The organism is Actinobaculum sp. 313, from assembly GCF_003073475.1.
GTDB lineage: Bacteria > Actinomycetota > Actinomycetes > Actinomycetales > Actinomycetaceae > Asp313.
In genome coordinates this window covers 640,276-662,832 of sequence record NZ_CP029033.1, presented here as the reverse complement: position 1 = coordinate 662,832, position 22,557 = coordinate 640,276, and the positions used below count along the sequence as shown (strand labels likewise).

Here is a 22,557-nt window from a genome sequence, read left to right as displayed (position 1 = left end):
TGTGGGAGACTAACCTTGTTCCTGGAAGGAGACTGATATGCCCTCCATTGTGGTACCGAAGGCGAATCCGAAGGATGCGACGGCCAAAGACCCGTCACTGAAGTCCAAGGTCGGCACTTTTCTGATGAAGCTGGCCAGCACGGATAGAACGTCCGGCCTGCATGTGGAGCCAATTCGGCATTCCGCGGATCCGCGTGTACGTACCGCCCGCGTGGACCGCTTTTACCGCGCGGTGGTCTTTCAGATCGGGCAGGGCGACGACGCCGTCTACGTATTCCACGGTGTCTGGCCCCATGACGATGCCATCAACGAAGCGAAAGAGGTGAGCCTGCAAGTCAATCCGCGCAATGGAGCCACAGAAGTAATTCGAGTCGCCGAAGCCGTTCAGAAGAGTCAGGAAGGCGTCACGGCACGGCAGAATCAGGCAATGAAGCGACTGCAGGCCGCAGAGAACGCCACACGGGCCCTCGAGCGGCAGGCCGCCCAAGTTGAAGCGGCCAATGAGCGCGCCCGTCAGCAAGTGGACGCGGGCTCTGCGCAGGTTGAATCAGGCGTTGAATCAGGCGTCTCCGTGGCCATACGCGATGACCCTCCCGCCTGGGCGCGGCCATTCACCGCAGCAGAGCTTCACGAACAACTTGGCCTTGACCTTGCGCTAGTCACTACCGCGCTTGCGGCCGAACGGGAATCACAGCTCCTCGATATCGCCATGGCCGCGGAGGTGCCTTGGCAGGCGGAAGCACTACTCTCGCTGGCCACCGGCTCGACGATCAAAGATGTCCGGGAAGAATTCGGTCTACACCTTCCGGAAGACGTTTCTGCTACTGGTTCGGACAAGGATCTACTTGACGGCCTTCGCACCCCCGCCGCCCGCTCCTCCTTCACCTGGGCAGAGAACGATGACGAACTCCGCAAGGCGATTGAAGTCCTGGACTTTCAGCAGTGGCAGCTTTTCCTGCATCCGCAGCAACGCGTCCTCGTCGAGCGAGATACCGCCGGTGCCTCCCGCATCAGTGGCGGTGCCGGTACCGGAAAGACCGTCGTCGCCGTTCACCGGACGACACGGCTGTCCCGTCGTAACCCGGCGGCACATGTCCTGCTGACAACTTTTACCCGTAATCTTGCCGACGACCTACACCGGCAGGTTTCCCAACTCGCACCGGAACTCGCGCTGCCCGATGACTTCTCCGAGCCGGGTATTACGGTCAGTGGTTTGGACGCTCTTGCCATGACGATCCTACAAAACGCAGGCGATTCCATATTGCGAGTGACTGCATCGGTGCTCGGTAGGCGGCGTTCCCGCGTGTTCTCGGGGCTACGCGGTCGGCAGTCCAATCCCTGGAATGAGGCGCTTACCGTGGCCGGCGCGGACCTGCCCGAAGCACTGCGCAAACCAGACTTCCTCGAATCCGAGTACGAGCTCATCATTCTCCCTCAGCAACTCACCACTGTGCAGAGGTATCTACGCGTACGCCGCCCTGGACGCGGCGTGGCTCTTGATCGTGCCAAGCGGGCAGCCGTGTGGAAGGTGGTGGAAGCCTACCGTGATTACGCGGCGGCGGCTGACTACACGTCCTTCGCCGAACGCCTGGTACTCGCGGCGGCCTGGTTGGATGCCTGCGTGGCAGATGGTGGTGCGCGGCCTTTCCAGCATGTCGTTGTGGATGAGGCGCAAGACCTTTCCCCCGCACACCTTCTGCTGCTCCGCGCGCTGGTAGCCCCCGGGCCTAACGATCTGTTCCTTGCAGAGGATTCACACCAGCGCATTTACGGGAAGAAAATCGTACTCAGCCATTACGGCATTGAGGTGCGCGGGCGGTCTCACCGCCTCACCCGTAACTACCGAACAACACGGCAGAATCTCAACTTCGCCTTCGAGATATTAGAGCCGGGCGACTATCAGGATCTTGAGGGCGGTGCCGAGCAGCATCGTTACCTATCTCCACGCTCCGGCCCCGAGCCAATACTGCTCAAAGCGGGAAATCCCGCAGAGGAGCTGAACATGGCGGCGCAACTTGTGCGTGACTGGCTTGACGAAGACGAAGCCTCCGGTCAGACTGCTCCAGAGACAATCGCAATTCTTACGCGCGACCGCAACCGATGCGACGCCGTCGTTGCAGGGCTTGCTGAGCGGGGCATCGATGTGCGCCCGGTCGCACGAGACACTGCCTTGCGCGGCCAGCCGCTCGTGATGACCATGCACCGCGCCAAGGGGCTCGAATTCCGGAAGGTGCTGCTATTCGACGTAAGTAAGGACATCATTCCGCGTTCGGTTCAAGAACAGAGCTACTCTGAACAAGATCGGACCGACGCACTCCTGCGAGAGCGGTCATTGCTGTACGTCGCCGCTAGCCGAGCACGAGACCAGTTGGCGATTTCTTGGAACAGTGCGCCCAGCCCGCTATTGGAGCCGGTTGCTACTAAGGCATGAACGGATAGCCGCCACTCACCAAGTGCCACGGGTGCACTGGAGCCGGTAGCTACTAAGGCATGAGGCAGCGCCCTCTTCGCAAGGCGATCTTCCGAGCGGGGCTTTTACAAAACGATGAACGCGCTCGCTCTCGCAGTGATGCGGGCACCCGCTTCGAACCTCGTCACCGCACTAGCCTCCCCGACCATGCATACGAACAGCTCACTTCAGCTCGTGTTTAGCATGTGTCACTACGCTCCATCACTACCACCATGACGATCCAGCCGCCGACCCAGCACTGCGAGGTCACTTGTCCAGAATTCACCGCCCTGGCATATCCGCACTGACAATGGACTGGCTGGCCCGCTCTGGAGAACGCATCATGGCGCACTGCGTTTGCGAGGCTCTTTAGAGGACGAACCGCGTCCTCGCCGTGACCGCAGCGGGTGCCCCGCCGCGCTCCATCATGCGCCTAGCACAACGCCGTGCCCCATGGCCTTAGGATCCAATACGTGTTTTGAGGGTCCATAACATGTTGCCACTGTCCAATTACCGTCCAAACAACTAACCACACATCACATCCATCCGCGAAAACCGCGTCATTCCGCCATTTCTTAAATGGAACAAATCCAGGAACGGAGCGTTTGGACGCGAATCGGACACCCAAGCACACAGCACCCACTTCTTCTGACACCATAAGCCAAACACGGACCTGACACCATCCATGAGGCACATTGTCAAAATCCCGTCCAAACGAAGACGGGCCGGTTTCAACCGATGTCAAAAACCGCATGATTCCGCCATTCTTTAAATTGAAGCATTCCATATTGCCATCGTTTGGACGGGATTTGGACGTTGGGAATGTAAGTGTCTGCTCGGTGTGGGGTGTGTGACCCTGGTTTGGACTGGCGGCCTGATTGGGTTTGTCTTGGTAGTGATCTGTCCGCGTTCTGGGCTGGGCGGGCGTGTATGTAACGAGTCCCGACAGGCTCTGGGCTGCTGGCATGACCTGATATGAGCTTGGAGTTGATTTCTCGTCAACGTCCTGTCTGCCAGAGCGTGTCCCGGGCTTGTCGGTAGGCCTACTTTCAAGGAGGTCATGATCATCATGACAGATAACACCCAACGACGCACGATCACCACCACGAGCACAGGCTTATCGACCCTGCCCCGGCAGCCAGACCGGTGGGTGGTCGCCGGGGTGGACACCCACAAAGACACGCACCATGTCGCCGTGCTTGACGCTTCCACCGGGCAGCGGTTAGGCGATAGACAAGTACCCGCCACCCCGACGGGCTATCACCAACTACACGAATTCGTGACCAGCCTGGGAAAGATCCAGATGATCGGTATCGAGGGCACCGGATCCTACGGGGCAGGCCTAGCCCGCGCCCTGACAGACACCGACACACCCATCCGGGAAGTGATCCGCCCCAAACGCAGTCAACGACGCCGCGGTAAATCCGACCGGATCGACGCGTACGCCGCCGCTCAGCAAACCCTTGCTGACACCCACACCCTCCCCATCCCCAAAAACCGCCAGGGAACATGCGAACAACTACGCGTCCTCCTGGCCGAACGCCGCTCCCGCCATGCTCGCCACCAAAGGCTACGGCCCCCTGACCACCGCCACCCTACTCGTGACCATCGGGGACAACCCCGACCGCATCCACAACCAAGCATCCTTCGCCGCCCTATGCGGCGTCTGCCCCATACCATCCAGCTCCGGCAAAACCAACCGCCACCGCCTCAACCGCGGCGGAGACCGACAAGCCAACCGGGCCTTCCACCAAGTCGCCCTCGTCCGCCTGTCCTACGACCAACGCACCCAGACCTACGCCACACGCCTCACACAACACAACAAACCCCCCAGAGACATCATGCGCTGCCTCAAACGCGCCATCGCCCGCGACGCCTACCAACTCCTGACCAACCCACCCACCCCACCACGCACCGACGACCTACACCACCAACGCGGACTCACCCTCACCCAAGCCGCACACCACCTCAACACCCACCCACCCCTCACCAGCCGACTCGAACGAGGACTCCACCACGACACCGCACTAACCAACAACTACCGCCAACGGCTCAACACCCACCCCTCACCACTTGACAACCATAGGAGCATCATCACCAATCGGTCACAGACAGACCCCAAGCGTCTTCGCCAAGCCAGCAGCCATCCAATCGACTAGACATCCACCCCCGCGTGAAGCACCCCAACCAGCACCACCCCAACCACCGCCCTTCCACCACCCAAACCACCACCTCAACGCCACGCCACTTGACCTCACCTATATCAATCAATAATATATCCATTGTTGATATATAACCGAGTGAGAGGAGGCGTCATGAGTCGCACCTCGGGATACACCAGTGGCGATCTGCCAGATCCCGCCGTCGCCGTGCTTGCCACACTGGGAAAGCCACTGCACGGCTACGCCATCATGGCGTTCCTTGATGAACGTGGTGGCCCCGACATAACGATGGGGCCAGCCACGCTGTACACAACACTGAAGAAGCTATTCAGCGCCGGTCTCATCGAGGAAGTCGACGATACCGGCAAACGCCGCCCTTACCGCCGCACCAGCAGCGGCACAGCGGCACTCAACCAAAGTCTCGAACGCCGCCAGCGGCTTATCGAATTCGCTCAAACAGCAATGGAGGAAGCATGACAACACGACGCTTAGCGCATGGCATGGCCGTCGCTCCCGAAAAGAACCTCGCCCTGTTCTCCGACATGGCAGCGCGCGGGCAGGCACTCGTGGGCGTTAGCGCGCTCGGGTTCATGTGGAGATTCAAGCCCGCCCCCGCCGAAGATGTCATCTTCGCCCTTGACTACACCGACACCCCCAATGAAGACTATCTAGCCGTTTTCGAGGCAGCCGGCTGGCAACACGTCCTCGGGATCGGCGACATGCAGATCTTCAAGGCCGCCCCGGGCACGCGCCCGATACATACCGAAAAGCAGGGAGAAAGAGAAACACTCGCCTTGCAGGCCAGGGGGCATGGACTCGCGGCGATCGTGTGCCTCGCGTTGATGATGCTTGCCTTAGCGGTACACATCAAACTCGAACCGCCCCTGTGGGTCGATATCACCCTGTACCTGGTCACCGTTGTCCCATTTATCTTCACGGTAATTCCTTGGATCGGGACCATGAGAATGCTGCGCAAACTAGAAAAGCAGCACGGCTGAGTGGGAGCGAGTTCGCCGCGCTTGCGTGCCACGAGCACCGGAGGCACCCCTTCGGCCAACCCATGCCCTTGCGGCGCGGCGACGCCCAACCTATGCAGCCGCGCCCAACCTATGCAGCCGCGCCCAACCTATGCAGCCACGCTCAACCTATGCAGCCGCACCCATTCCAACCTGACAGCCGTCGACAACCGCCGACGGCCGCCCGTACTCCCGCCAAAGGGAGCGCCCATTTCCTTCCCGTACCAAGACCCATTTCCTTGCCATACGAACACTCTGGCGCGATACCACCATTGCCCACCGCGTTTCATCAACGCCAAGCAATAGCGATATCGCGCCTGCAAAACCGCCAGGTCGTCGCCATCGACCAAATTGACAAGCCTATGCCCGCCCGTTTTCCCCACGACTACGCACCTGGCACACCATATTCCAATGGCACCGGCTTACCGACCGCACGTGCCCACAGGTCACGTTAATGCCCGACCGCGGACAACTCCCGCTCTGGGTACTGCGCCCAACGGGAGAGTTCGCATCGATACGCGCACGGCCCACTCCAGGGCGGCAAACTCACGCGAACTCACAGGTAATGCGCGCGCAGTTCCTCGGACGACTTCCCCGAAAGATCTCCTAGCGTCACGTCGAATACTGTATGGGCGCCGCTTTCCCCGCGCGCAGCCATCTTCGCCACCGCACGCCCCATGGCGGCCACCACTGAACCTGTGAACTCCGGATTGGAATCCAACTGCAGTTCGAAGTTCACTGTTTCGGCGACGCCGTCGGACGTATGCCCCCGCCGAATCACCGTGCCCCCGTGCGGAATACCCGCATACTTGGCCGCCATCTCTTCCGCGGTGATGAAGGTGACCGTCGTATCGTAGTCGGCGAAGTAGTTCGGCATCTCCACGATCTCCTTCTCAATGCGAGCAAGATCGGCGCCTTCTTCCGCCACAACGTAACAATCACGCGTATGCATCGAACGCGTGGTCAGCTCGACGTCGTCCCCGGCCTTCACCGCAGCAACGGTCGCCTCCACGGGCCGCGTGTACTGTTTGGCGTCGACGACGCCGTCGATCCGGCGCAGCGCGTCGGAATGCCCCTGCGAAACGCCGGGACCCCAGAAGGTGGTGGTCGCACCGTCGGGCAAAACAGCATCCCCCAGAACTCGCAGCATGGAGAACAGCCCCGGATCCCATCCGGTGGAAATAAGCGCAACGTGCCCGGCCACACGCGCGGCGGCGTCGACGGCGGCGAAATGCTCCGGGATGCGCGCGTGTGTGTCGAAAGAATCGACCGTGTTGAACAGGGCGACCGTCGCCGGGGTCTGCTCGATGAGGTCGGTGGCCGAACCGCCACAGTTCAGGCACACGTCCACCTTGTCCACCCAGGCGGGCATATCGTCGACATGGGCAACCGGTGCGCCTTGCGTAGTGATCGAGCTCGGATCGCGTCGAGTGAAAACGACGACGAGCTCCATGTCATCATTCTTGGAGATCGCCTGTTCGGCTCCTCGCCCGAGATTGCCGTATCCGTTGATCGCTACCCTGATCATAAGACCTCCTGTTGGTGGTATGCCGTTGTCCTACAGTGCCCGACCTGCGCGCATCCTGCCGCCGTGCGCCTTGCGCGCCCAGCTAGGCGCTTGCCTACACACCTTGCCAGTGGCGTACTCCCACGCCGCCGTTTACTTCCGGCCTATTCGCAGTCGACTACTGTTGCGCCCATCTTGCGCGCAAACCGTCGCGACCGTACAGCCCGTCTCATCGCCTGGACCGCTGCGGTTGTTTCAGGTGGTCACCGCTGGGATGCGGTTGCCGCCGTCGCTGACGGCACGCCCACGCCTGCTATTGCCGTCGAAACCAACAGCAAGTTCCACAGCAAGGTCACACATTTGCTGATTGTGGCGATCCTGCTCAAGAACACTGAGTGCTCCTTTCAACTCTTGTCGACACTTCTGCCTTTCAGTGCTGTTGAAGACGCGAAAACGACCAGCAGTACAGCCGGATAACTCACCGCGAGCGCCTCCGCACGGCGCCCGAGGTTGTCGCTTTCCGGCGTCAAATGTCCTGAACGAAGCACAGCCGACGAAGCGGCAATCAGTCGGATGGATACATCATTGGTATTCCGCAGTCAGCGTGGTAACGCCCGGCGCGCACTGTAATCGATACTGTCGCACCAAGCAAGATCCGGCGATCAATTCGAAGACGGTATTCCGTACTCGCAGATCCCTGAACCACCGCCAAGTTGAGGCTTCTTCTGGTGGCAATTCCTGCCATTGTTCCGCTTTCACGAGGGTCGGCAGGCAGAGATTGGCCCCCGCAGAGGTGGCAATTCTTGCCCGGGAGGATGCCTGCCGCACCGGCCGGTTGCCCCCACTGCGGAGTGTAAGCAATTCTTCGCTTACCCAATCCCTGCTCCGTCAACTTCCCAGAGTTCGGTGCCGCCTACCAAACACCAGGCTATCCGCCGCGCATCACGGAAATTCACCTCGGTGACCATCGCATTTCCTTTGCCACGCACCAGCAGGTCAACTCCCACGTTCAGCCTTTCGTAATCAATCATGTGCCCCCAGTTGTATTGCGGATGGCGCGGCACCACATAGTGCCCCGGCGGAACCGCACCCAAATGCAGGACGGGCTGGGCAGAGCCGTTACGGACGTGCTGTGTACGAACCTCAACATCGTAAATCGGCTTCGACGAACCATTCGCGATGAATACCGCCCATCTCTCGTTCTTGTCATGACCGGAAAGTGTCGCGCCCATGACGTACACCAGCTCCGCTTGTTCGCGGCGCCGAGCGGCCTGCGCCGCAGCTTCCCGCTGCTGCTCCAGCTTCAACGCTTTAACACTCACCCACCACGCGATGACTGCGGCGACGACTGCCAGCAGCCCTCCTACAGCGCTTAGCCAATCCGCGATGCTTCCGACTTCCACGGTCGATCTCCTTGACTTTGCTGTTTATGGCCCCAGCAAGCTGAGTGGCACAATGCCGATACCATCTGAGCGCCGGTAAGCGACGGGGCCGGTTGTCACCACAATAGCATCGAGCAGCTGAGTGACCAATCACTTTCTCAGCCAATAAAAGTGCCTGACATCGCCTTCGATAGTAGTTACTGAGAGCCTCATCTCCATTACCAGCATGCAGCCATCCGAACAGAAGACTTGGCGTGCGGCAGGACAAGAGTTCCATCTCCATTACGAGCCCGCAGCCATCCGAACGGACGATTGCCAAGCCGATTTCGCGGACACCGGTACGCGTGCGTAAGTGGGCCGACGACTCGGCGAGCAGAATGTCTAGCCTCGTAGCTGCTGTTCTCCGCACGCATTCCATAACGCAAGTTAGTCACTTGGCAAGACTTCAATCAGTTTCTCAGCGCGATCAAAATCAGTCACTTAACATTGCCCCGATCAGTTCCTCGACAGGACTTCAGTCAGTCACTTGACGCGGTCTGAATCTGTCAATTGGCAGGACTTCAGCCAGTCACTCAGCACGGTACTCATCAGTGAATTAGCAGGACTTCAGTCAGTCACTTAGCAGCCGCCACTGTGCCCTCAGCGGCGGCGTCGCACGATCTGCGCGATAAGCTCCCGGCTGCAACCGAGAGCCTGCGCGAGCGCAGTATAGGACCAGCGCTTCGGCTCCGCCTCGCGGAGTCGGTCAATAATGCCGTCGCGTTCGGCACGGTAGCGGGCGGCCAGTGCGTCGGCTTCCAGGGCCTTGGCGTGAAGTTCTGCTGCCCGCGCGGCCAAAGGATCTGAGACTCCCCCGGCGCGAAACTCGGCCGAGTCCGCCTCGGGCCACGCTCTCCGCCGCTGCCCGCTCGGTTTTCTCCGCCACTACCTGCGAGGTGCTCAACGCCGTCCCCCGCTCGGTGCTCAACGCCGTCCCCCGCTCGGTGCTCTACGCCGCTGCCCGCATGCTCTAAACCATCCCCCGTGCCATGGTCAGATTCAACCGCACCTTGCGCCCGTGCACGCGCAACTCTTTTGGCCCGCTTCTGTTTTACGGAGGTCATCTGCCCCGCTGAGCGCAGCACAGGAGGGCGGTCCTCCCCTTCCGGGGTGGCCACCCTCCTCGTACTGATACCGCGCAGTGGATCAGAGTCCACGCGAGAACTCCGAGATCAGGTTCGGCACCGAAGCGTCGAATCCGACGACGTCGAGCATGCCGGCGTCGTTCGGGTCAGCGATGCTGAAGCCCGTAGACACCATTCCGACGACGACGAGTTTCGCGTCAATGCCGGAGCGCTCACGGTAGTCCCGCAGCGCCTTGAACGGATGGATATCTCCGGCCCAGGTCTCGTTATCCGTGTAGATGACGAAGGTATCTACCTCAAGCTGCTGCTTGGTGGCATGCAGCATCGGCACGGCACAATCGGTAGCGCCGAACGGCATCCCACTCACTGTTTCCAGTGCGTCGTCGAGCCTGCGCTTCGGCGAGATATCCAGCGGCCGCAGAGGTGATCTTTCCCTACGCGCCAACGAACCGGAGAAGGCGAAGGCCGCTGCCTCCGGTTCGGTCGCCAACTGTACCAAGGCCAGTGCCGTTGAAGCCTCGCGGGCGGTGATCATCATGCCGGAGATCGGCCAGCCCATCGAGCCGGAGACATCGACCGCCAGCATGGTGCGCTTGCCCGCGGGTTCCACGGCACCGAACGCCGCGTAGAAGGCCTCGTCAAGGGCCGCTGTGACCCTCGGCGTCGGCGTCCACTTGCCGCTACCCCGCATTGACGTGCCCCGCGCATAGGTACGCTGCGCCACCAACACATTCACCGGGTGTATACGTGCCTTGCGCAGACGCTCCGCGTCGGTCAGCTGTGCGCAGACCTCGCGTGTGCGTCCGCCCATCGCGGGCAGCAAGCCCAGGCGTGTCAGCCTCGGCAGCTGACGCATAAGAGCCGTCATCGGTATGCCGACGTCGAGCAGCGCATCCCACACCTTCGGCATGGTCAACGCCTCGTCCGGCAGCATCTCCCAGGTCAGGCCGTACTCGTGAACGAGTTCCGCCCAGGCCTTGGCAGCGCCTTTACCGCTTGCCTCAACTTCCTGCGCCTTGACGAATCCTTCAATCAGCGTGGGGACTTCATCCCCGACCGCACCATGTGCGATCCAGTCGAAGGTGGCACGCAGCTCGGCGCTCTCGGCTACCGGGTGGGCCAGACGCAGCAGGTCGCGATGCGTCCAACCACCACGCTGGCGGTACTTGACCGCCTGGTAGGCAAGCTGGTCGGCGTCACGCACCGTGTACCACGAGGCGACTGCCCGGCGCAGGCCACGCCCCCACCCTCGAAACTGCTCGACGTAGGTTGCGAAGGTGAACAGGTGTGTTCCTGTACGAGCTACCTTCGGCAGTGCCGCCAGGGCGGCGTCGCGCGACTCCGGAACCGATGCGGCGTAGGCGAGCGCGAACAGCGCCGGATTTTGTTTGGGGGCAAGTCCTCCCGTAGAGACATCTACGATGGTCTCGACCAGCGTTTCCGGGTCATTCGTAGCCATGCGCTCCAGTACTTTGGCATTGTCGACAGCCAGTTCCTGCGGTGCCGAATAATAGGTACCCCCATCGACCCCGAGAATCAGGAAGCGGCGCAACCGGGCGGCGTCGTCCAGCGCAAAGACGTAACCACCGGCGGAGTTCTGCACCTGGCTCGCTGTGGCCCGCATGCCTTGTGGCGTCCGCCTGGTGTTGATGCTCTTCAGAATGTCCATGTCCCTTCCTTCCTTTCTCCTCGGGGACTGTTGCTTGAGTAGTGGCATCGGCGGGATGCACGGATACGACTACTGTGCGCACGACGACGGCGTCGCCGAGCCGCGTATTCACTTAGAGACGACGGGCGTGGAGCGCTACCGAAAACCAGGCGTAACCGCCGTCGACCCGCACTAATCACCGTGGCCGTATTGACCCGGAGAACCTGCCGCAGCCTTATTGATAACCGACTAGCTTCGGCCCGTCGTAAGCCGTGGGAACCGCTCGTCCCAATGTGGACCTCTCGACACCACCGAAGAGGGTGAAACCGGGCATGGTGTGGCCTCCGGATGCTCCGCTCCGAAGAGTGCTGGAGTTGAACCAGCGAATACCGATAACCAAAGGCCTCCGGCCCGGCGTCGAGAGATTCACACCCTGGGGCGTGTGGCTCCCCGCAATGCGACACCGCGAACAAAGCGGAACGGACGTGTGTTGACCTCCGGATCCTCCGCAGAGGGCTGGGGTCGAACCAACTAATTCCGATAACCGAAGATCTTCGGCCCGTTCTGCTTGTGTTCGCACGTGTGCCGACTTGCGCCGACTCACAAGAGTGTAGACCCCTACACGGCATAGATGCAAGTTGGCAATGCGGGGAATTGGCTGGGATTCTTCTCCATATGCGGGCGGTGAGTTTTACGGCATGGCTTACGGCAGCGCTATGCCGGGATTCTTGTTCATATGAGGGTGGTGGGTTTTACGGCATGGCTTGCGGCTGCCCCATGTCTGGATTCCTCTCCGTTTGCGGGCAATGGTCATGCTGCACATGTGTAGGCCATGGGTGCAACAGAATGACTGAAGTCCGGGCGGTCATGTTGTGATAACCGGAGAAAATGCCAGACGCTCTACCTTTGAGCTATCGGCTAATGCCGACGGGGACTTGAACCCCGAACCTTCCAGTCCTGATAACCGACTATCGCCGGCCCGCCCGGACGGTGTACAAGGCTAGTGCATTGCGGAAGGCAGGTCAATAGTAAGTTGCAGGGAAGCGCAAGAGTAGTCGCGGTCTTGCCTTAAACGCACCGAACGACAGAAACCCCTTGCTATACCTGCGATACGGCCATATTGTAGGCATGTACCTACAATGGAGGTGACGTATGATTCAGATATCCGCTCGCGAGTTCAATCAAGACGTCAGTGCCGCCAAACGCCACGCCAGCAAGAGGCCCGTCATTATCACTGATCGAGGGAAGCCCGCCTATGTTCTCCTTTCCATCGACGAGTATCGGCGCCTCAGCAAGAACGAGGTCTCATTGGTTGACCGCCTAAGCATGGATGAGGACCTGAATATTGATTTCGAGCCCTTGAAGATCGATCTCAAGGATCCAGGCCTATGAGCTACCTGCTAGACACCAATGTCGTAAGCGAACTTCGTAAACCTGCCAGACGGGCGGCACACCGGGTGCGCACTTGGGTTGAGTCGCATAACGCAGACGAGTTCTATCTGTCTGTTATCACAATCCTGGAGATTGAAACCGGGATCGCGAGACTAGGTCGACGAGACCCGGACCAAGCGCAACTGCTGCGAAACTGGCTTGAGAACAGAGTTCTTGACGCATTCACCAACCGCATAATCCCTGTTGACTTGACGGTTGCACGTCAAGCGGCACGCCTTCACGTGCCCGATCCAAGACCCGAGCGAGATGCGCTCATTGCCGCAACTGCTCTGGCATACGGACTGACCATCGTCACGCGAAACGTCAGAAATTTCCAACCTCTCAAAGCGACAGTTATCAACCCGTGGGATGAAACCGCGAGTGGAGACTAGCCATGCCCTCCCCAAAAACAACCGCACTTACGCCGTGTTAGCGCACTGCATTCCGCTTAGACATCAGAACCATCGGCACCGAACCCTCCTCGGTTCTGCCAGTCACCCGGTAGCCCAGGTTTTCGTAGAGGCGGATGAGTTCTGGAAACTCCTCCCCGTGAAGAGTTCAAACGCGGCACATCCCCCAAGGCAGCATTCGAGTTCCTTCATGAGTAAACTGCCGATGCCACGACGTTGCCAGGCCGGATCGACAATCAAGCGACCAACATACGCAATTGACTTACAAGCTGAAGCTCGCACCGAACCGACAATCTGACCATCACACTCGTAAACCAGTACTACGCTACTCTCATACTCTTCGCGAAGTTCCTCCAGTGTTTGCACCATAGGGGAAATCTTGGGGTTCCCCACTCTCTACTACACCGGAACTTTACTTTCGTCAGAATAGGCCCAGAACCTCCGAGTGAATGCGCTGCCCATCACGCAAATCCAAGGGCGAAAATGCAACTACTTGCCTACCGAACACGTGGCGGCATGTACATCGCACACACCGCCACGTGACGAATACGGCCTATTACGGGCGCGTCTTGGTCACCCAACATCACATAGTGCGCCAGGACGGGAAGTCCGTAGACACCTTACCTACAGACAATCGCCTGCTTGACAGTAACACCCCAGCCCCAACGCTAGTTAACACTTGGCATTGACTTTTCCGCGCGCCATATGTCACGATCCATCGACGACAGGACGCCCACGGCAACCAGTATCATCGGCGCCGTTATAGCGAAGAGTGCAATCCAAGGGGCGCCGTTGGAAACGGCTTTCGTAACAGAGGGCTGGAAATCGATCAGAAAGTGGATCAGTATCGGCAGCCACAAGTTGTTGTAGCGGATGCGGATTGCCACCAGCGGCAGCCCCACAGCGAAGGCAAAGAATACCTGCTTGCTCGTTGCAACAAAAGTTGCCTCGTGCAGGTTGTAATAGTGGAGCACGCCGAAGACCAAAGCGGAAAAGAAGCCGACTAGCAGCAGCTTGTACTTCTTCCCTTCGAAAGCCTTCATAAAGGTCGAGACCAGCAGTCCGCGCACAAGCAATTCCTCAAACACGGCAGCTCCCAGCGCCGCGAAAAACGAAGCGAGAAACAGCGAGGGGCTGAGCTTGAACACTGCAAGAACATTGCGTAGAACACCACTCGACACAAAAAGCAGTACCATCGCCAGCCATAGGGCGACAACCCAGACTCTTGTTGACACCGAAAGCTGTGGTCGTGTCAACAGCACTCGACTACCTTCAATGAGGCGGTAGCATATCACTGCTAGTACGAGGCTGAGAACGAGCCGAAGTGCATTGTCGAGAAGAACATTGCCTGAGGCATCAAAACCTAGCAACTTCAACACAGGGAAAAGTGCCCCGAAAAAGAAGAAGATCACAATGGCTGACACCAACTGGATCTTCCATGACACTCTGCCGGATTCACGCATAGCTTTACTCATCTTTCTTGCCCATAACGACTGACAGACTTGCACCAAGTTCGATCGGCAACCCACCCGAATGCGCAGACGGTCTTCGGATTACTCAGCTCACTTCTCCAGACACGATCTGAAGAACCCCATGCTTCCGACAGACAGTGACTCACCGTATAGGCGCTGGAAACGCGCAGGTCTCAAACGAGGCAATAATGAAGCATTCCAGACTTACCAAATAATCTCAAGTTGCGACGTCACCCATCTTCCACCGACGGAGGTGAGCGATCACGCTTCACACCCACGACTGAAGCCCTACACCCCGGACTTATGCGATCTCAACAACCCGCGCTCAAGTCCACCCCGGCGGCGCCGTTCCGCCAAGAGCTGAACTTGCTACTACCCTCACCATACCAAGGTTCATCCATGCTCGCCGTGAATCGGCAGCGCATCTGCGGACAACGTATGAGCCGATACACCAGCAGAGGACTATCAACAAGTAAAGAATACGCACCTCACAACGGGCGTTTGATACACCACGGTCTCCCGTGGGGCGAGGTCTGTCCGGTTTCAGGACATGGGTACGCCAGAGCCATAGGCTATGTAGAAGACACTAGACAGAGGGTTTCTGCATGGTGTGGAAGGACACCCGTGTGACTCACCAGAGAAGAAAATTGATCGAAGACGTGATACGCGCAGCGAGCTCCATCAGGGAACTGTACGCGAAGTATGGCATCTCGGAGAAGACGGTGCATAAGTGGAAGGTTCATGGAAAACGGAGGTGCGGGCCTTCATGACAAGAGCCGCGCCCCTCACGCCAGTGTCAACCAACTCAACGAGGACGCCGTCGTCCGTATCATCACGCTCAGGCATGCCCATCCGACCTGAGGATAGAAGAAGGCAAAAGCGCTCTACGAGCGGGCCTACCCACACGATCCGGCCCCATCACACAGCAGCATCTACCGCATACTCGGCAAGGACGGACTCACGGCAGAAAAGACCGGTACTCAAGGCTGAATGCACAGACGCCGATTCTATGAGGCAATTGATCTCGGCGAAAGACCCCAACGACGTGTGGACCGTCGACTTCACAGGGTGGTGGAGTCGACCGGAGATCGTGCCCGACAGGACCCAACCCGGCATGCCAGGGCAAAACGGCTCCCACGAGCCAATGCAGGAGGTAGCCAACTAACCCAACCCCCAAACAACAGCTCGCCCATATCCCGAAAACAAAAGCCTACCCATGTCCTGACCGGTCAGGCGGTTACCTCCTACCCCTACACGTTAAACCGGAACTCCACCCCGAGTTCAGGCGATATCTGAACTACTGGTTCAGGATACCGAAGCCGTACCCCGCCTCGTCGTCGAGCAGCTCGAGGTCCCCTTCCACCTTCGGCGCGACCTTCTGGACGGCCTGCCACGAAAGCTCGGAGGCCTCGCGCCGCAACAGAATCGCCTTCTTCACTGAGTCGGTGATCTCCTTGCACCGCTTGGAGTCCTTAGGCACCGGCAGGACCAGCTCAGCCCAGCGACCACCCAGGGTGTCGATGATGTCCTGCGTGAAGCGCTTGGCGAAGATCTGAGACTTGACCACAGGTGACGACAGCAGAGCGAGCAGCATATGGGGGTCCATCCTGCTCTCGTCGAGGACCTTGAACTTGAGGATGTGGCTCTGGTAGACGATCTTCCAGTCCAGGTCAGTCACGATGGCACAGGTGCCGACGAGGTAGGTGCCGTCCCGGACCATGAGGATGTCGCCAGGGGCGACATTTTGCTTATCCGCCAGCGACTCGTATAGAGCTTCACTGAGGCCGTGCTTGGGGTCGCCCTTGATTTGCCAGTTTGCAATGTCGCTGGTGCGGATGAACGGGATCGAGCCCGTGCCGTAGGCCAGCTTGCCCACCTCGTCGCCGGTCGAGACTGACAGCACGCCTTGGGTGACCAGATCACCCAGGCGCACGAGGTCATGGGTCTTCGATAGGCGCTCAACCGACTCGCGGACCTCGGGGTTGTAGTACTTGGGGAGGTAGATCATGTCCGTGATCTGCGCGGAGTCAACGACGAAGCCGAGGTGGTCGAAGTCCAGCGCCTCACCGTCCGCATACTTCTCCCAGCGTTCGACGATCTTGGGCAGGTCGTCGAACGGGATTGAGTGGCCTCGTGAATCGTGCCCGCACCAGCGGGCGACGGCCATGAACACGTCGTGCGACTCGCCAGCGGGCTCAGCACCCTTCTCCAAGAGCACGACGGCGGTCTTGGCGTGGGTGTGCGGCTGGAAGAGGTTCTCGTGCACGGAAATGACCGCGTGGATCGTCGCCCGGCTCAGTACGTACTGCATGATGTAGCGGTGCGACGGATTGCACAGCATCGACTCCGGCAGGACGATGCCCATGCGGCCGCCATCCTTGAGCAGGTCGAGACAGCGCTCAATGAAGAGGATCTGCGGGGTCTGCGAGTCCGCGACCTTATCCGTCTTCTCGTAGCCGACACCGCCCTTGGCCTTGCGCCACTTGGAGCCGAGGTCGTACTGGGCCAGGGTCGTGCGTTCGGTAACCTTGAGTTTCTGACCGAACGGCGGGTTAGTCATGATGACGTCGAACTCGCCGACGGAGACTTCCTGGCGAGCCTTGAGCCCCCCAGTCCCTCATCGGCACCAGCGAGTTCTCACAGAAGATCCCACCGCGACCATCACCGAGTAGCGCCATGTAGGCCTTGGCCACCTTGCTGAGGAACTCATCCTTGTCGATCCCCCGCAGCTGGCGGATTGCGACCTTCTGCTTCTCGCTCTCGCGCTCGCTGTCGGGCCACTGGAGCTCGTCGGCACGGTCATCGACGAGGTCCCACAGGCCACGCAGGGCCTCGACGAGGAAGCCGCCCGAGCCGCAGGCTGGGTCGAGCACCATGTCCTGGATCTTCGGGCGCACAAGTGCCCGCACCAGGTGCGTGACATTGCGCGGCGTGAAGAACTGCCCCTGGCCGCCCTTGAGGGAGGGTCCGATGAACGTCTCGAAGGCGTCGCCGACGACGTCGCGTTCGCACTCGATCAGGCAGTACTGCTGGAGCTCGCCTACAACGTAGGCGATGGAGCGGTCGTCGAGTTCGATCTTGTCCGTGTCGTCGAAGACATCGCTGTACTGCTTGACCACGTGAGCGAAGGCCTCCTTCACGCGCGCCGCCACGTCGGCAACGGGTTCGTCCACGCCCGCCCGGAAGGTGACGACAGCGTCGCGTCGCGTGAATCGCTCGTCGTAGATCTTGCAGAAGATGAGGTTCATGATCTGCTGAGCTAGGGGCTCGTCGCGCGTCATGCCGACGGCGTTCGCCGCCAGGTAGTTACGGATCGAGCGGAAGACGGCCTTGAGGTTATGGGTCGGTCGTAGATCCTCGCGCTTGAACAGGCCGATGTCCTCGACGCGCTGCCCGTAGCGCGGGATGTTAGGGATCTCGTCGAAGGTGACCTTACCGTTGGCCTCACGCTTTCGTAGGAAGAGGCGCTCGTCCCCATTGGTCCAGACGCCGAGGTAAGCGCGGGAGAGGCGGAGGTAGTCCTCCAACTGGTCCCGGCCATCGCGGCGGTCCGGCTTCTTGCACTCGACCACGAGGAACAAGTCTTCGTCGCGATGCTGGTCGCCGCTAAAGACGGCGATGTCGACCGGATAAGTCTTCGCCCGGTCCGACGGGCGCGCCTTCACGTGCCACTGGGGCCTTGTGCGGATGTGCCCCTTGGGGTAGCCGTAGTCCTCGACGAGTTGGCGGGCGAACGGCTGGACCGCGAGCAGCTCTTCAGGCTTGGCAGGCACCTGGATGCCGGAGATATAGTCGACGACCTTGCCGTCCGGCGCTTCGTCGTCGCTGGGGACTGTCACTGCGGCCTGCTCGCTCACTTCTTACTCCCAGACGTAAGTCCCGTGCGGAACTCCACCACGTCCCCGTCGGCCATAACGTAGTCCTTGCCCTCCATGCGCACTCGCCCGTGGGCGCGCACCTCGGCCATGGAACCGTACGCAATGAGGTCGTCATAGCTGACGATCTCAGCCTTGATGAAACCCTTCTCGAAGTCGGTATGAATCACGCCTGCGGCCTGTGGGGCGGTCCACCCCTTGTGGATCGTCCAGGCGCGCGACTCCTTCTCCCCCGCAGTCAGAAAGGTCTGCAGGCCGAGCGTGTCGAAGCCGACCCGCGCCAACTGGTCGAGCCCCGATTCGCTCTGCCCGGTGGCTTCCAGGAGTTCCCTCGCCTCCTCCGGCTCCAGCTCCACCAGCTCCGCCTCGAACTTGGCGTCAAGGAAAATCGCCTCGGCAGGCGCCACGAACTCTCGCAGCTCTGCCTGCATGGCGTCGTCTGCCAGGCCGTCGTCGTCGGTATTGAAAACGTAAATGACCGCCTTGGTGGTCATTAACTGGAAGCTCTTGAGGATATCCGAGCCCAGCGATCCAGCATGAGCGGAGAGCACCTTGCCCTCTTCCAGCAGCGCGAGCGCCGCCTGCGCGGTGTCCAGCACTTCCTTCGGAGTCTTCTTGCCCGTCACTTCCTTTTGCAGGCGCGGGATCTGCTTTTCCAAGGTCTGGATATCGGCGAGCATCAGCTCCGTTGTCACCGTCTCGATATCGTCCTTCGGGTCAACGCGGCCCTCCACGTGCACCACGTCAGGATCGGCAAATGCGCGCGTGACCAGGCATATCGCGTCCGCCTCACGAATATTGGCAAGGAACTGGTTGCCCAAGCCCTCCCCCTGAGAGGCGCCCCGCACAATCCCTGCGATATCCACGAAAGACACCGTCGCGGGAACAATCTTCGCCGAGTTGAACAGCTTTGCCAGATCGTCGAGTCGGCTATCCGGTAGCGGCACAACGCCGACATTCGGCTCGATGGTAGCGAAGGGGTAGTTCGCCGCGAGCGCCGTCGCCCGAGTCAGGGCGTTGAACAGGGTGGACTTGCCGACGTTGGGCAGGCCTGCGATTCCAATAGTCAGTGACACGAGTACAAGTCTATGCCAGTGCGCTACCGGCTTCCCGTTCCACGTCCACATCCGTTCCCGGCGCCTCAGTTTTCACGGCAGAATCGATGCAGACGCCGTTAGAACGGGCGCAACCGCTCGCCCAATTGCGCCACCAGTCTCCACGTCAAGGAGGCACCCTGATAAGGCGCGGGATTCACACCTACCTGCTACTCCAGCACACCGACGGAATCAGCATCGAACCGCTCGTTCTTCGCCGAACCGTTTACACCAATATGTTCAGAGTTCTGCCCGCTTTGCGGAGTACCCGGACCTCCTCGCAGTGATCCCCTTTCGACCCCGTGTGCTCCCACCGCAATGTATTGGTAGCGCGGCGCAAAACGGAGCAACAAGAACGTCGCCAAGCTCAGTGCCACAATCTCCGCCACCACAACAGAAAGCCAGATTCCATTGGAACCCAGCCACACCGGTAACAGCAGCACCGCCACAATCTCGCAAATGAAGGTCCGCACAAAGGCGATAACCGCACTGATCCCTCCGTTTCCCAACGAGGTGAACAACGCCGAGGCGTACATGTTGAACCCCATCAACGTGACTGCCGGGGCAAAGAACCTGGCTGCGTGCACCGTGAGTTCCACGAGGCTCGCATCGTAGCCGACAAAGACCTGCGCTACCGTTCGTGCCAGAAGCTGTACCGCAACGAACATAAGCAGCCCACTACCGGCAACAATGGCCAAACTCTTGCGGAACAAGGACTGCATCTCTACCCGATTTTTGGCACCGTACTGAAAACTCATCAGCGGTGCGGTACCCACAATGTAACCCATGAAGATCGCCGCGAACATGCCGCCGGCATACATAATGACGCCGTATGCGGCTACGCCCGCGTCGCCGAGGTACTTCAACAGCTGAATGTTGTAAGCGATTGCCACAACGGACAACGCGATGTTGGAGACCATCTCAGAAGAGCCATTCACGCTCATATGCCCCAGTGTCCGCCAATCAAGGGTTGCCTCGCCCAGCCGGAGGAAACTCGTGTTTGGCAACGCGAAGTAAACCAGTGGGGCAATACCGCCCACGGCCATACCAATCACCGTGGCTACGGCCGCACCACGCAGCCCCCAGCCCAATCCGGCAACGAAGACGGCGTCGAGCACAATATTCGTCACACCGGCTGCCACCGTGATCGCAAATCCAAGCCCCGGTTTACCGGCTGTGATCAGCAACTCCTGAAAGAGGTATTGCAAGATACTGAATGGGATACCCACCATCAGGACCACACCGTACGCCATGGCGCTTCCAAACAACGCCTCTTCCGCGCCCATTAGCACAAGCAGTGGCCGCAGTGCCACAAAGCCGATCACCGTGAATACAACCGCGGCTGTTATCGCCGCATACACCAACAGGGAGAACTGCCGATTGGCGCGGGCAGGGTCGCCCTCACCACGTGTTTTGGCGACGACGGCGCCGCCACCGGTTCCTAGCATGAATCCGACGGTTCCCATGATCATAAAGATTGGATACACAAAGTTGACGGCTGCCAGCGCGGTTTTCCCAGCGAAATTCGATACGAAGAATCCGTCCACCATGGCATACGCCGACATGAAGAGCATCATGCCAACAGTCGGAAGTGCAAACTTTATCAGCTTGCTAAACGTGAAATGCTGGCTCATATCAACTGCCATTGCTATCTCCTAGTCCTCTTCTTCGCGTCTTCTTCAAACTTGTCGACAGTACGGTGGCGGCCCATACCAGGCCTTGACAGGCCCGGGCAAGGTGGGTCGGGTGATCGGCGAACCTCGGCGGCTCGTGCGAGCACATCCATTCCTACCTTGTCCCTTCCGGCATGGCATCCGTACTGCCATAGGCGTAGTGATTACTGCCGGTGTCCATACCCGGTGGGTGCATATCGCGTTAGGAGGGGCACGCCAACTCAGCCGCAACCGCCACACATCTGACACACTTCCTAACACCCGGGTCCGCAAGATTAGACTGCGTGGCGCCGAGTCGGTTCGTTGGAGCGCGCACCTCTCGTTTCCGCGATCACCTTGTGTCCGTCTCTCCTCCTCTTGGGATCGCCCGCCAGTGCACACATCAATCCGGCAACGCAGACCCAACGACCGCCGCCCAGCGGCATATCCGCTACCGAGCAGGCAGGTCATCACTCGTCTTGTCCAGGCCAATCTCCTAAACCGAATCCTTCCTGTAGCCCTAAGCGGTACAACTTCAGTGCCCGTATCATGCGGCGGATATTCTCATCACCCACGGTCTCATACGCACGCATTTCAGCTGCCTTGCGGGCTTCGTTCAAGGGATCGAACATCGCATGGCCGCGTGATGTCAATGCGAGGTAGCTGCTCCGCGCATCACGAGGATTCCGCCGAGAAACGACTAGACTCTCAGCACGCGCTTTGGCAATAACGGCTGCAACAGTCTGTTTAGGAATCCCCATGTAGTCGCTTATCTTCTTTTGCGTAGCCGTCGCACCCAGATCTTCCAAAGCCCAGTACACGTAGAACTCTGTCGGTGTAAGGCCAGCCGACTTGGCGAAGGCGTCGTAGACTGACTCGATCGCTTGCCCAGCAGTGTACAACTGGTCGGCGACGTCGACTCCCACGGACTTCGTTTCTTCTCCGGTCTCTCCTTCGGCCTGTCCTTTCCCCGATTCTTCTACCAGATCCCTCGCTCGTGTTTGCCCGTTCTTTTCCTGGGACTTCTTTTCTGCACTCGCAACGCGCAAGTCTGCCCGAACGGTTCTCGCTTCCCTCGACTCAGTCATCACACTCTCCTTTGTCCCAAATAAGTCTACATTAGACTGATATGGGACTAATTGACAGATGTGTCACAGTCACAAATACAGAGTCGCGCCACATTCCCGGGCACGTAGGGGTGATCGGAATCAACCCGAGCAATGCCGACACGATGAACACACACCTCGGCGGGAGGCAGTGAGCAGTTTCCTCAAGGATGGCGCGAACTTCCGGATTCCACGTGCCCAGACAAGCGTGCGTCCGTATCCCGCACCG

At 59.6% G+C, this 22,557-nt stretch carries 19 protein-coding genes and 1 pseudogene; 9 read left to right on the top strand and 11 right to left on the bottom strand.

What is annotated here, in order from left to right:
* Positions 1 to 37: 37 nt before the first annotated feature.
* The 5 genes and pseudogenes from DDD63_RS02875 (at position 38) to DDD63_RS02860 (ending at position 5,609) form a co-directional block, all read left to right on the top strand.
* Entirely contained in the window at positions 38 to 2,431 is a 2,394-nt protein-coding gene (locus tag DDD63_RS02875) for a 3'-5' exonuclease (protein WP_108715104.1), read from the top strand.
* Between the two features lie 1,078 nt (positions 2,432 to 3,509).
* Positions 3,510 to 3,947, top strand: a pseudogene (locus tag DDD63_RS12715) (transposase); the annotation flags it as partial.
* Between the two features lie 55 nt (positions 3,948 to 4,002).
* Positions 4,003 to 4,608, top strand: a complete 606-nt coding sequence (locus tag DDD63_RS12710; protein ID WP_240611366.1) for an IS110 family transposase — start codon at positions 4,003 to 4,005, stop codon at positions 4,606 to 4,608.
* A 156-nt stretch (positions 4,609 to 4,764) separates the two neighbouring features.
* Positions 4,765 to 5,088 carry a PadR family transcriptional regulator gene (locus DDD63_RS02865; protein WP_108715103.1) on the top strand — a complete coding sequence of 108 codons (324 nt, stop codon included), beginning with the start codon at positions 4,765 to 4,767 and terminating at the stop codon, positions 5,086 to 5,088.
* On the top strand, positions 5,085 to 5,609 hold the full coding sequence (locus tag DDD63_RS02860; RefSeq protein WP_108715102.1) for a DUF2812 domain-containing protein: 525 nt from the start codon (positions 5,085 to 5,087) through the stop codon (positions 5,607 to 5,609). Before DDD63_RS02865 ends, DDD63_RS02860 begins: the two co-directional genes overlap by 4 nt.
* 574 nt (positions 5,610 to 6,183) lie before the next feature.
* Here DDD63_RS02860 and DDD63_RS02850 read toward each other — a convergent pair.
* The 4 genes from DDD63_RS02850 to DDD63_RS02825 all read right to left on the bottom strand — a co-directional run bounded on the left by DDD63_RS02850 (position 6,184) and on the right by DDD63_RS02825 (position 11,309).
* Positions 6,184 to 7,155 carry a diaminopimelate dehydrogenase gene (locus tag DDD63_RS02850; protein ID WP_108715101.1) on the bottom strand — a complete coding sequence of 324 codons (972 nt, stop codon included), beginning with the start codon at positions 7,153 to 7,155 and terminating at the stop codon, positions 6,184 to 6,186.
* An 848-nt stretch (positions 7,156 to 8,003) separates the two neighbouring features.
* Entirely contained in the window at positions 8,004 to 8,537 is a 534-nt protein-coding gene (locus DDD63_RS02840) for a hypothetical protein (RefSeq protein ID WP_108715099.1), read from the bottom strand.
* 618 nt (positions 8,538 to 9,155) lie between these two features.
* Positions 9,156 to 9,353, bottom strand: coding sequence for a hypothetical protein (locus tag DDD63_RS02835; RefSeq protein ID WP_108715098.1), 198 nt, complete (start codon positions 9,351 to 9,353; stop codon positions 9,156 to 9,158).
* A 348-nt stretch (positions 9,354 to 9,701) separates the two neighbouring features.
* Complete coding sequence (locus tag DDD63_RS02825) at positions 9,702 to 11,309, bottom strand: TROVE domain-containing protein (RefSeq protein WP_108715097.1); 1,608 nt, start codon at positions 11,307 to 11,309, stop codon at positions 9,702 to 9,704.
* Here DDD63_RS02825 and DDD63_RS11955 point away from each other — a divergent pair.
* The 3 genes from DDD63_RS11955 (at position 11,302) to DDD63_RS02815 (ending at position 13,111) form a co-directional block, all read left to right on the top strand.
* On the top strand, positions 11,302 to 11,484 hold the full coding sequence (locus DDD63_RS11955) for a hypothetical protein (RefSeq protein WP_125482413.1): 183 nt from the start codon (positions 11,302 to 11,304) through the stop codon (positions 11,482 to 11,484). The two genes, DDD63_RS02825 and DDD63_RS11955, sit on opposite strands and share 8 nt — an antisense overlap.
* 956 nt (positions 11,485 to 12,440) lie before the next feature.
* Positions 12,441 to 12,680, top strand: a complete 240-nt coding sequence (locus DDD63_RS02820) for a type II toxin-antitoxin system Phd/YefM family antitoxin (RefSeq protein ID WP_108715096.1) — start codon at positions 12,441 to 12,443, stop codon at positions 12,678 to 12,680.
* Entirely contained in the window at positions 12,677 to 13,111 is a 435-nt protein-coding gene (locus DDD63_RS02815) for a type II toxin-antitoxin system VapC family toxin (RefSeq protein ID WP_108715095.1), read from the top strand. The genes DDD63_RS02820 and DDD63_RS02815 overlap by 4 nt, the downstream gene beginning before the upstream one ends.
* 102 nt (positions 13,112 to 13,213) lie before the next feature.
* Here DDD63_RS02815 and DDD63_RS02810 read toward each other — a convergent pair whose 3' ends face one another.
* Entirely contained in the window at positions 13,214 to 13,498 is a 285-nt protein-coding gene (locus tag DDD63_RS02810) for a GNAT family N-acetyltransferase (RefSeq protein ID WP_108715094.1), read from the bottom strand.
* 299 nt (positions 13,499 to 13,797) lie between these two features.
* Entirely contained in the window at positions 13,798 to 14,604 is an 807-nt protein-coding gene (locus DDD63_RS02805; RefSeq protein WP_108715093.1) for a CPBP family intramembrane glutamic endopeptidase, read from the bottom strand.
* A gap of 1,006 nt (positions 14,605 to 15,610) precedes the next feature.
* Here DDD63_RS02805 and DDD63_RS12185 point away from each other — a divergent pair.
* Positions 15,611 to 15,766 (top strand): hypothetical protein, encoded by a 156-nt coding sequence (locus DDD63_RS12185; protein ID WP_164505433.1) that lies wholly within the window; start codon positions 15,611 to 15,613, stop codon positions 15,764 to 15,766.
* A 132-nt stretch (positions 15,767 to 15,898) separates the two neighbouring features.
* Here the strand turns inward: DDD63_RS12185 and DDD63_RS02800 are convergent, their stop codons facing one another.
* From DDD63_RS02800 to DDD63_RS02780, 5 genes are all read right to left on the bottom strand, one after another.
* Positions 15,899 to 17,161 (bottom strand): N-6 DNA methylase, encoded by a 1,263-nt coding sequence (locus DDD63_RS02800; RefSeq protein WP_108715092.1) that lies wholly within the window; start codon positions 17,159 to 17,161, stop codon positions 15,899 to 15,901.
* Positions 17,154 to 18,458 (bottom strand): N-6 DNA methylase, encoded by a 1,305-nt coding sequence (locus DDD63_RS02795; protein WP_108715091.1) that lies wholly within the window; start codon positions 18,456 to 18,458, stop codon positions 17,154 to 17,156. The genes DDD63_RS02800 and DDD63_RS02795 overlap by 8 nt, the downstream gene beginning before the upstream one ends.
* Positions 18,455 to 19,552 carry a redox-regulated ATPase YchF gene (gene ychF, locus DDD63_RS02790; RefSeq protein WP_108716616.1) on the bottom strand — a complete coding sequence of 366 codons (1,098 nt, stop codon included), beginning with the start codon at positions 19,550 to 19,552 and terminating at the stop codon, positions 18,455 to 18,457. The genes DDD63_RS02795 and ychF overlap by 4 nt, the downstream gene beginning before the upstream one ends.
* Positions 19,553 to 19,740: 188 nt before the next feature.
* Positions 19,741 to 21,216 (bottom strand): MATE family efflux transporter, encoded by a 1,476-nt coding sequence (locus tag DDD63_RS02785; RefSeq protein WP_108715090.1) that lies wholly within the window; start codon positions 21,214 to 21,216, stop codon positions 19,741 to 19,743.
* A 476-nt stretch (positions 21,217 to 21,692) separates the two neighbouring features.
* A complete protein-coding gene (locus tag DDD63_RS02780; protein WP_108715089.1) occupies positions 21,693 to 22,310 on the bottom strand; it encodes a MarR family winged helix-turn-helix transcriptional regulator in 618 nt (205 codons plus the stop codon).
* Positions 22,311 to 22,557: the final 247 nt, after the last annotated feature.

Excerpts from the sequence above, each read along its gene's own strand:
- DDD63_RS02875 (WP_108715104.1), top strand. The coding sequence starts at position 38 with ATGCCCTCCATTGTGGTACCGAAGGCGAATCCGAAGGATGCGACGGCC.
- DDD63_RS12710 (WP_240611366.1), top strand. The coding sequence starts at position 4,003 with ATGCTCGCCACCAAAGGCTACGGCCCCCTGACCACCGCCACCCTACTC.
- DDD63_RS02865 (WP_108715103.1), top strand. The coding sequence starts at position 4,765 with ATGAGTCGCACCTCGGGATACACCAGTGGCGATCTGCCAGATCCCGCC.
- DDD63_RS02860 (WP_108715102.1), top strand. The coding sequence starts at position 5,085 with ATGACAACACGACGCTTAGCGCATGGCATGGCCGTCGCTCCCGAAAAG.
- DDD63_RS02850 (WP_108715101.1), bottom strand. The coding sequence starts at position 7,155 with ATGATCAGGGTAGCGATCAACGGATACGGCAATCTCGGGCGAGGAGCC.
- DDD63_RS11955 (WP_125482413.1), top strand. The coding sequence starts at position 11,302 with ATGTCCATGTCCCTTCCTTCCTTTCTCCTCGGGGACTGTTGCTTGAGT.
- DDD63_RS02825 (WP_108715097.1), bottom strand. The coding sequence starts at position 11,309 with ATGGACATTCTGAAGAGCATCAACACCAGGCGGACGCCACAAGGCATG.
- DDD63_RS02820 (WP_108715096.1), top strand. The coding sequence starts at position 12,441 with ATGATTCAGATATCCGCTCGCGAGTTCAATCAAGACGTCAGTGCCGCC.
- DDD63_RS02815 (WP_108715095.1), top strand. The coding sequence starts at position 12,677 with ATGAGCTACCTGCTAGACACCAATGTCGTAAGCGAACTTCGTAAACCT.
- DDD63_RS02810 (WP_108715094.1), bottom strand. The coding sequence starts at position 13,498 with ATGGTGCAAACACTGGAGGAACTTCGCGAAGAGTATGAGAGTAGCGTA.
- DDD63_RS02805 (WP_108715093.1), bottom strand. The coding sequence starts at position 14,604 with ATGAGTAAAGCTATGCGTGAATCCGGCAGAGTGTCATGGAAGATCCAG.
- DDD63_RS12185 (WP_164505433.1), top strand. The coding sequence starts at position 15,611 with ATGAGGCAATTGATCTCGGCGAAAGACCCCAACGACGTGTGGACCGTC.
- DDD63_RS02800 (WP_108715092.1), bottom strand. The coding sequence starts at position 17,161 with ATGACTAACCCGCCGTTCGGTCAGAAACTCAAGGTTACCGAACGCACG.
- DDD63_RS02785 (WP_108715090.1), bottom strand. The coding sequence starts at position 21,216 with ATGGCAGTTGATATGAGCCAGCATTTCACGTTTAGCAAGCTGATAAAG.
- DDD63_RS02780 (WP_108715089.1), bottom strand. The coding sequence starts at position 22,310 with ATGACTGAGTCGAGGGAAGCGAGAACCGTTCGGGCAGACTTGCGCGTT.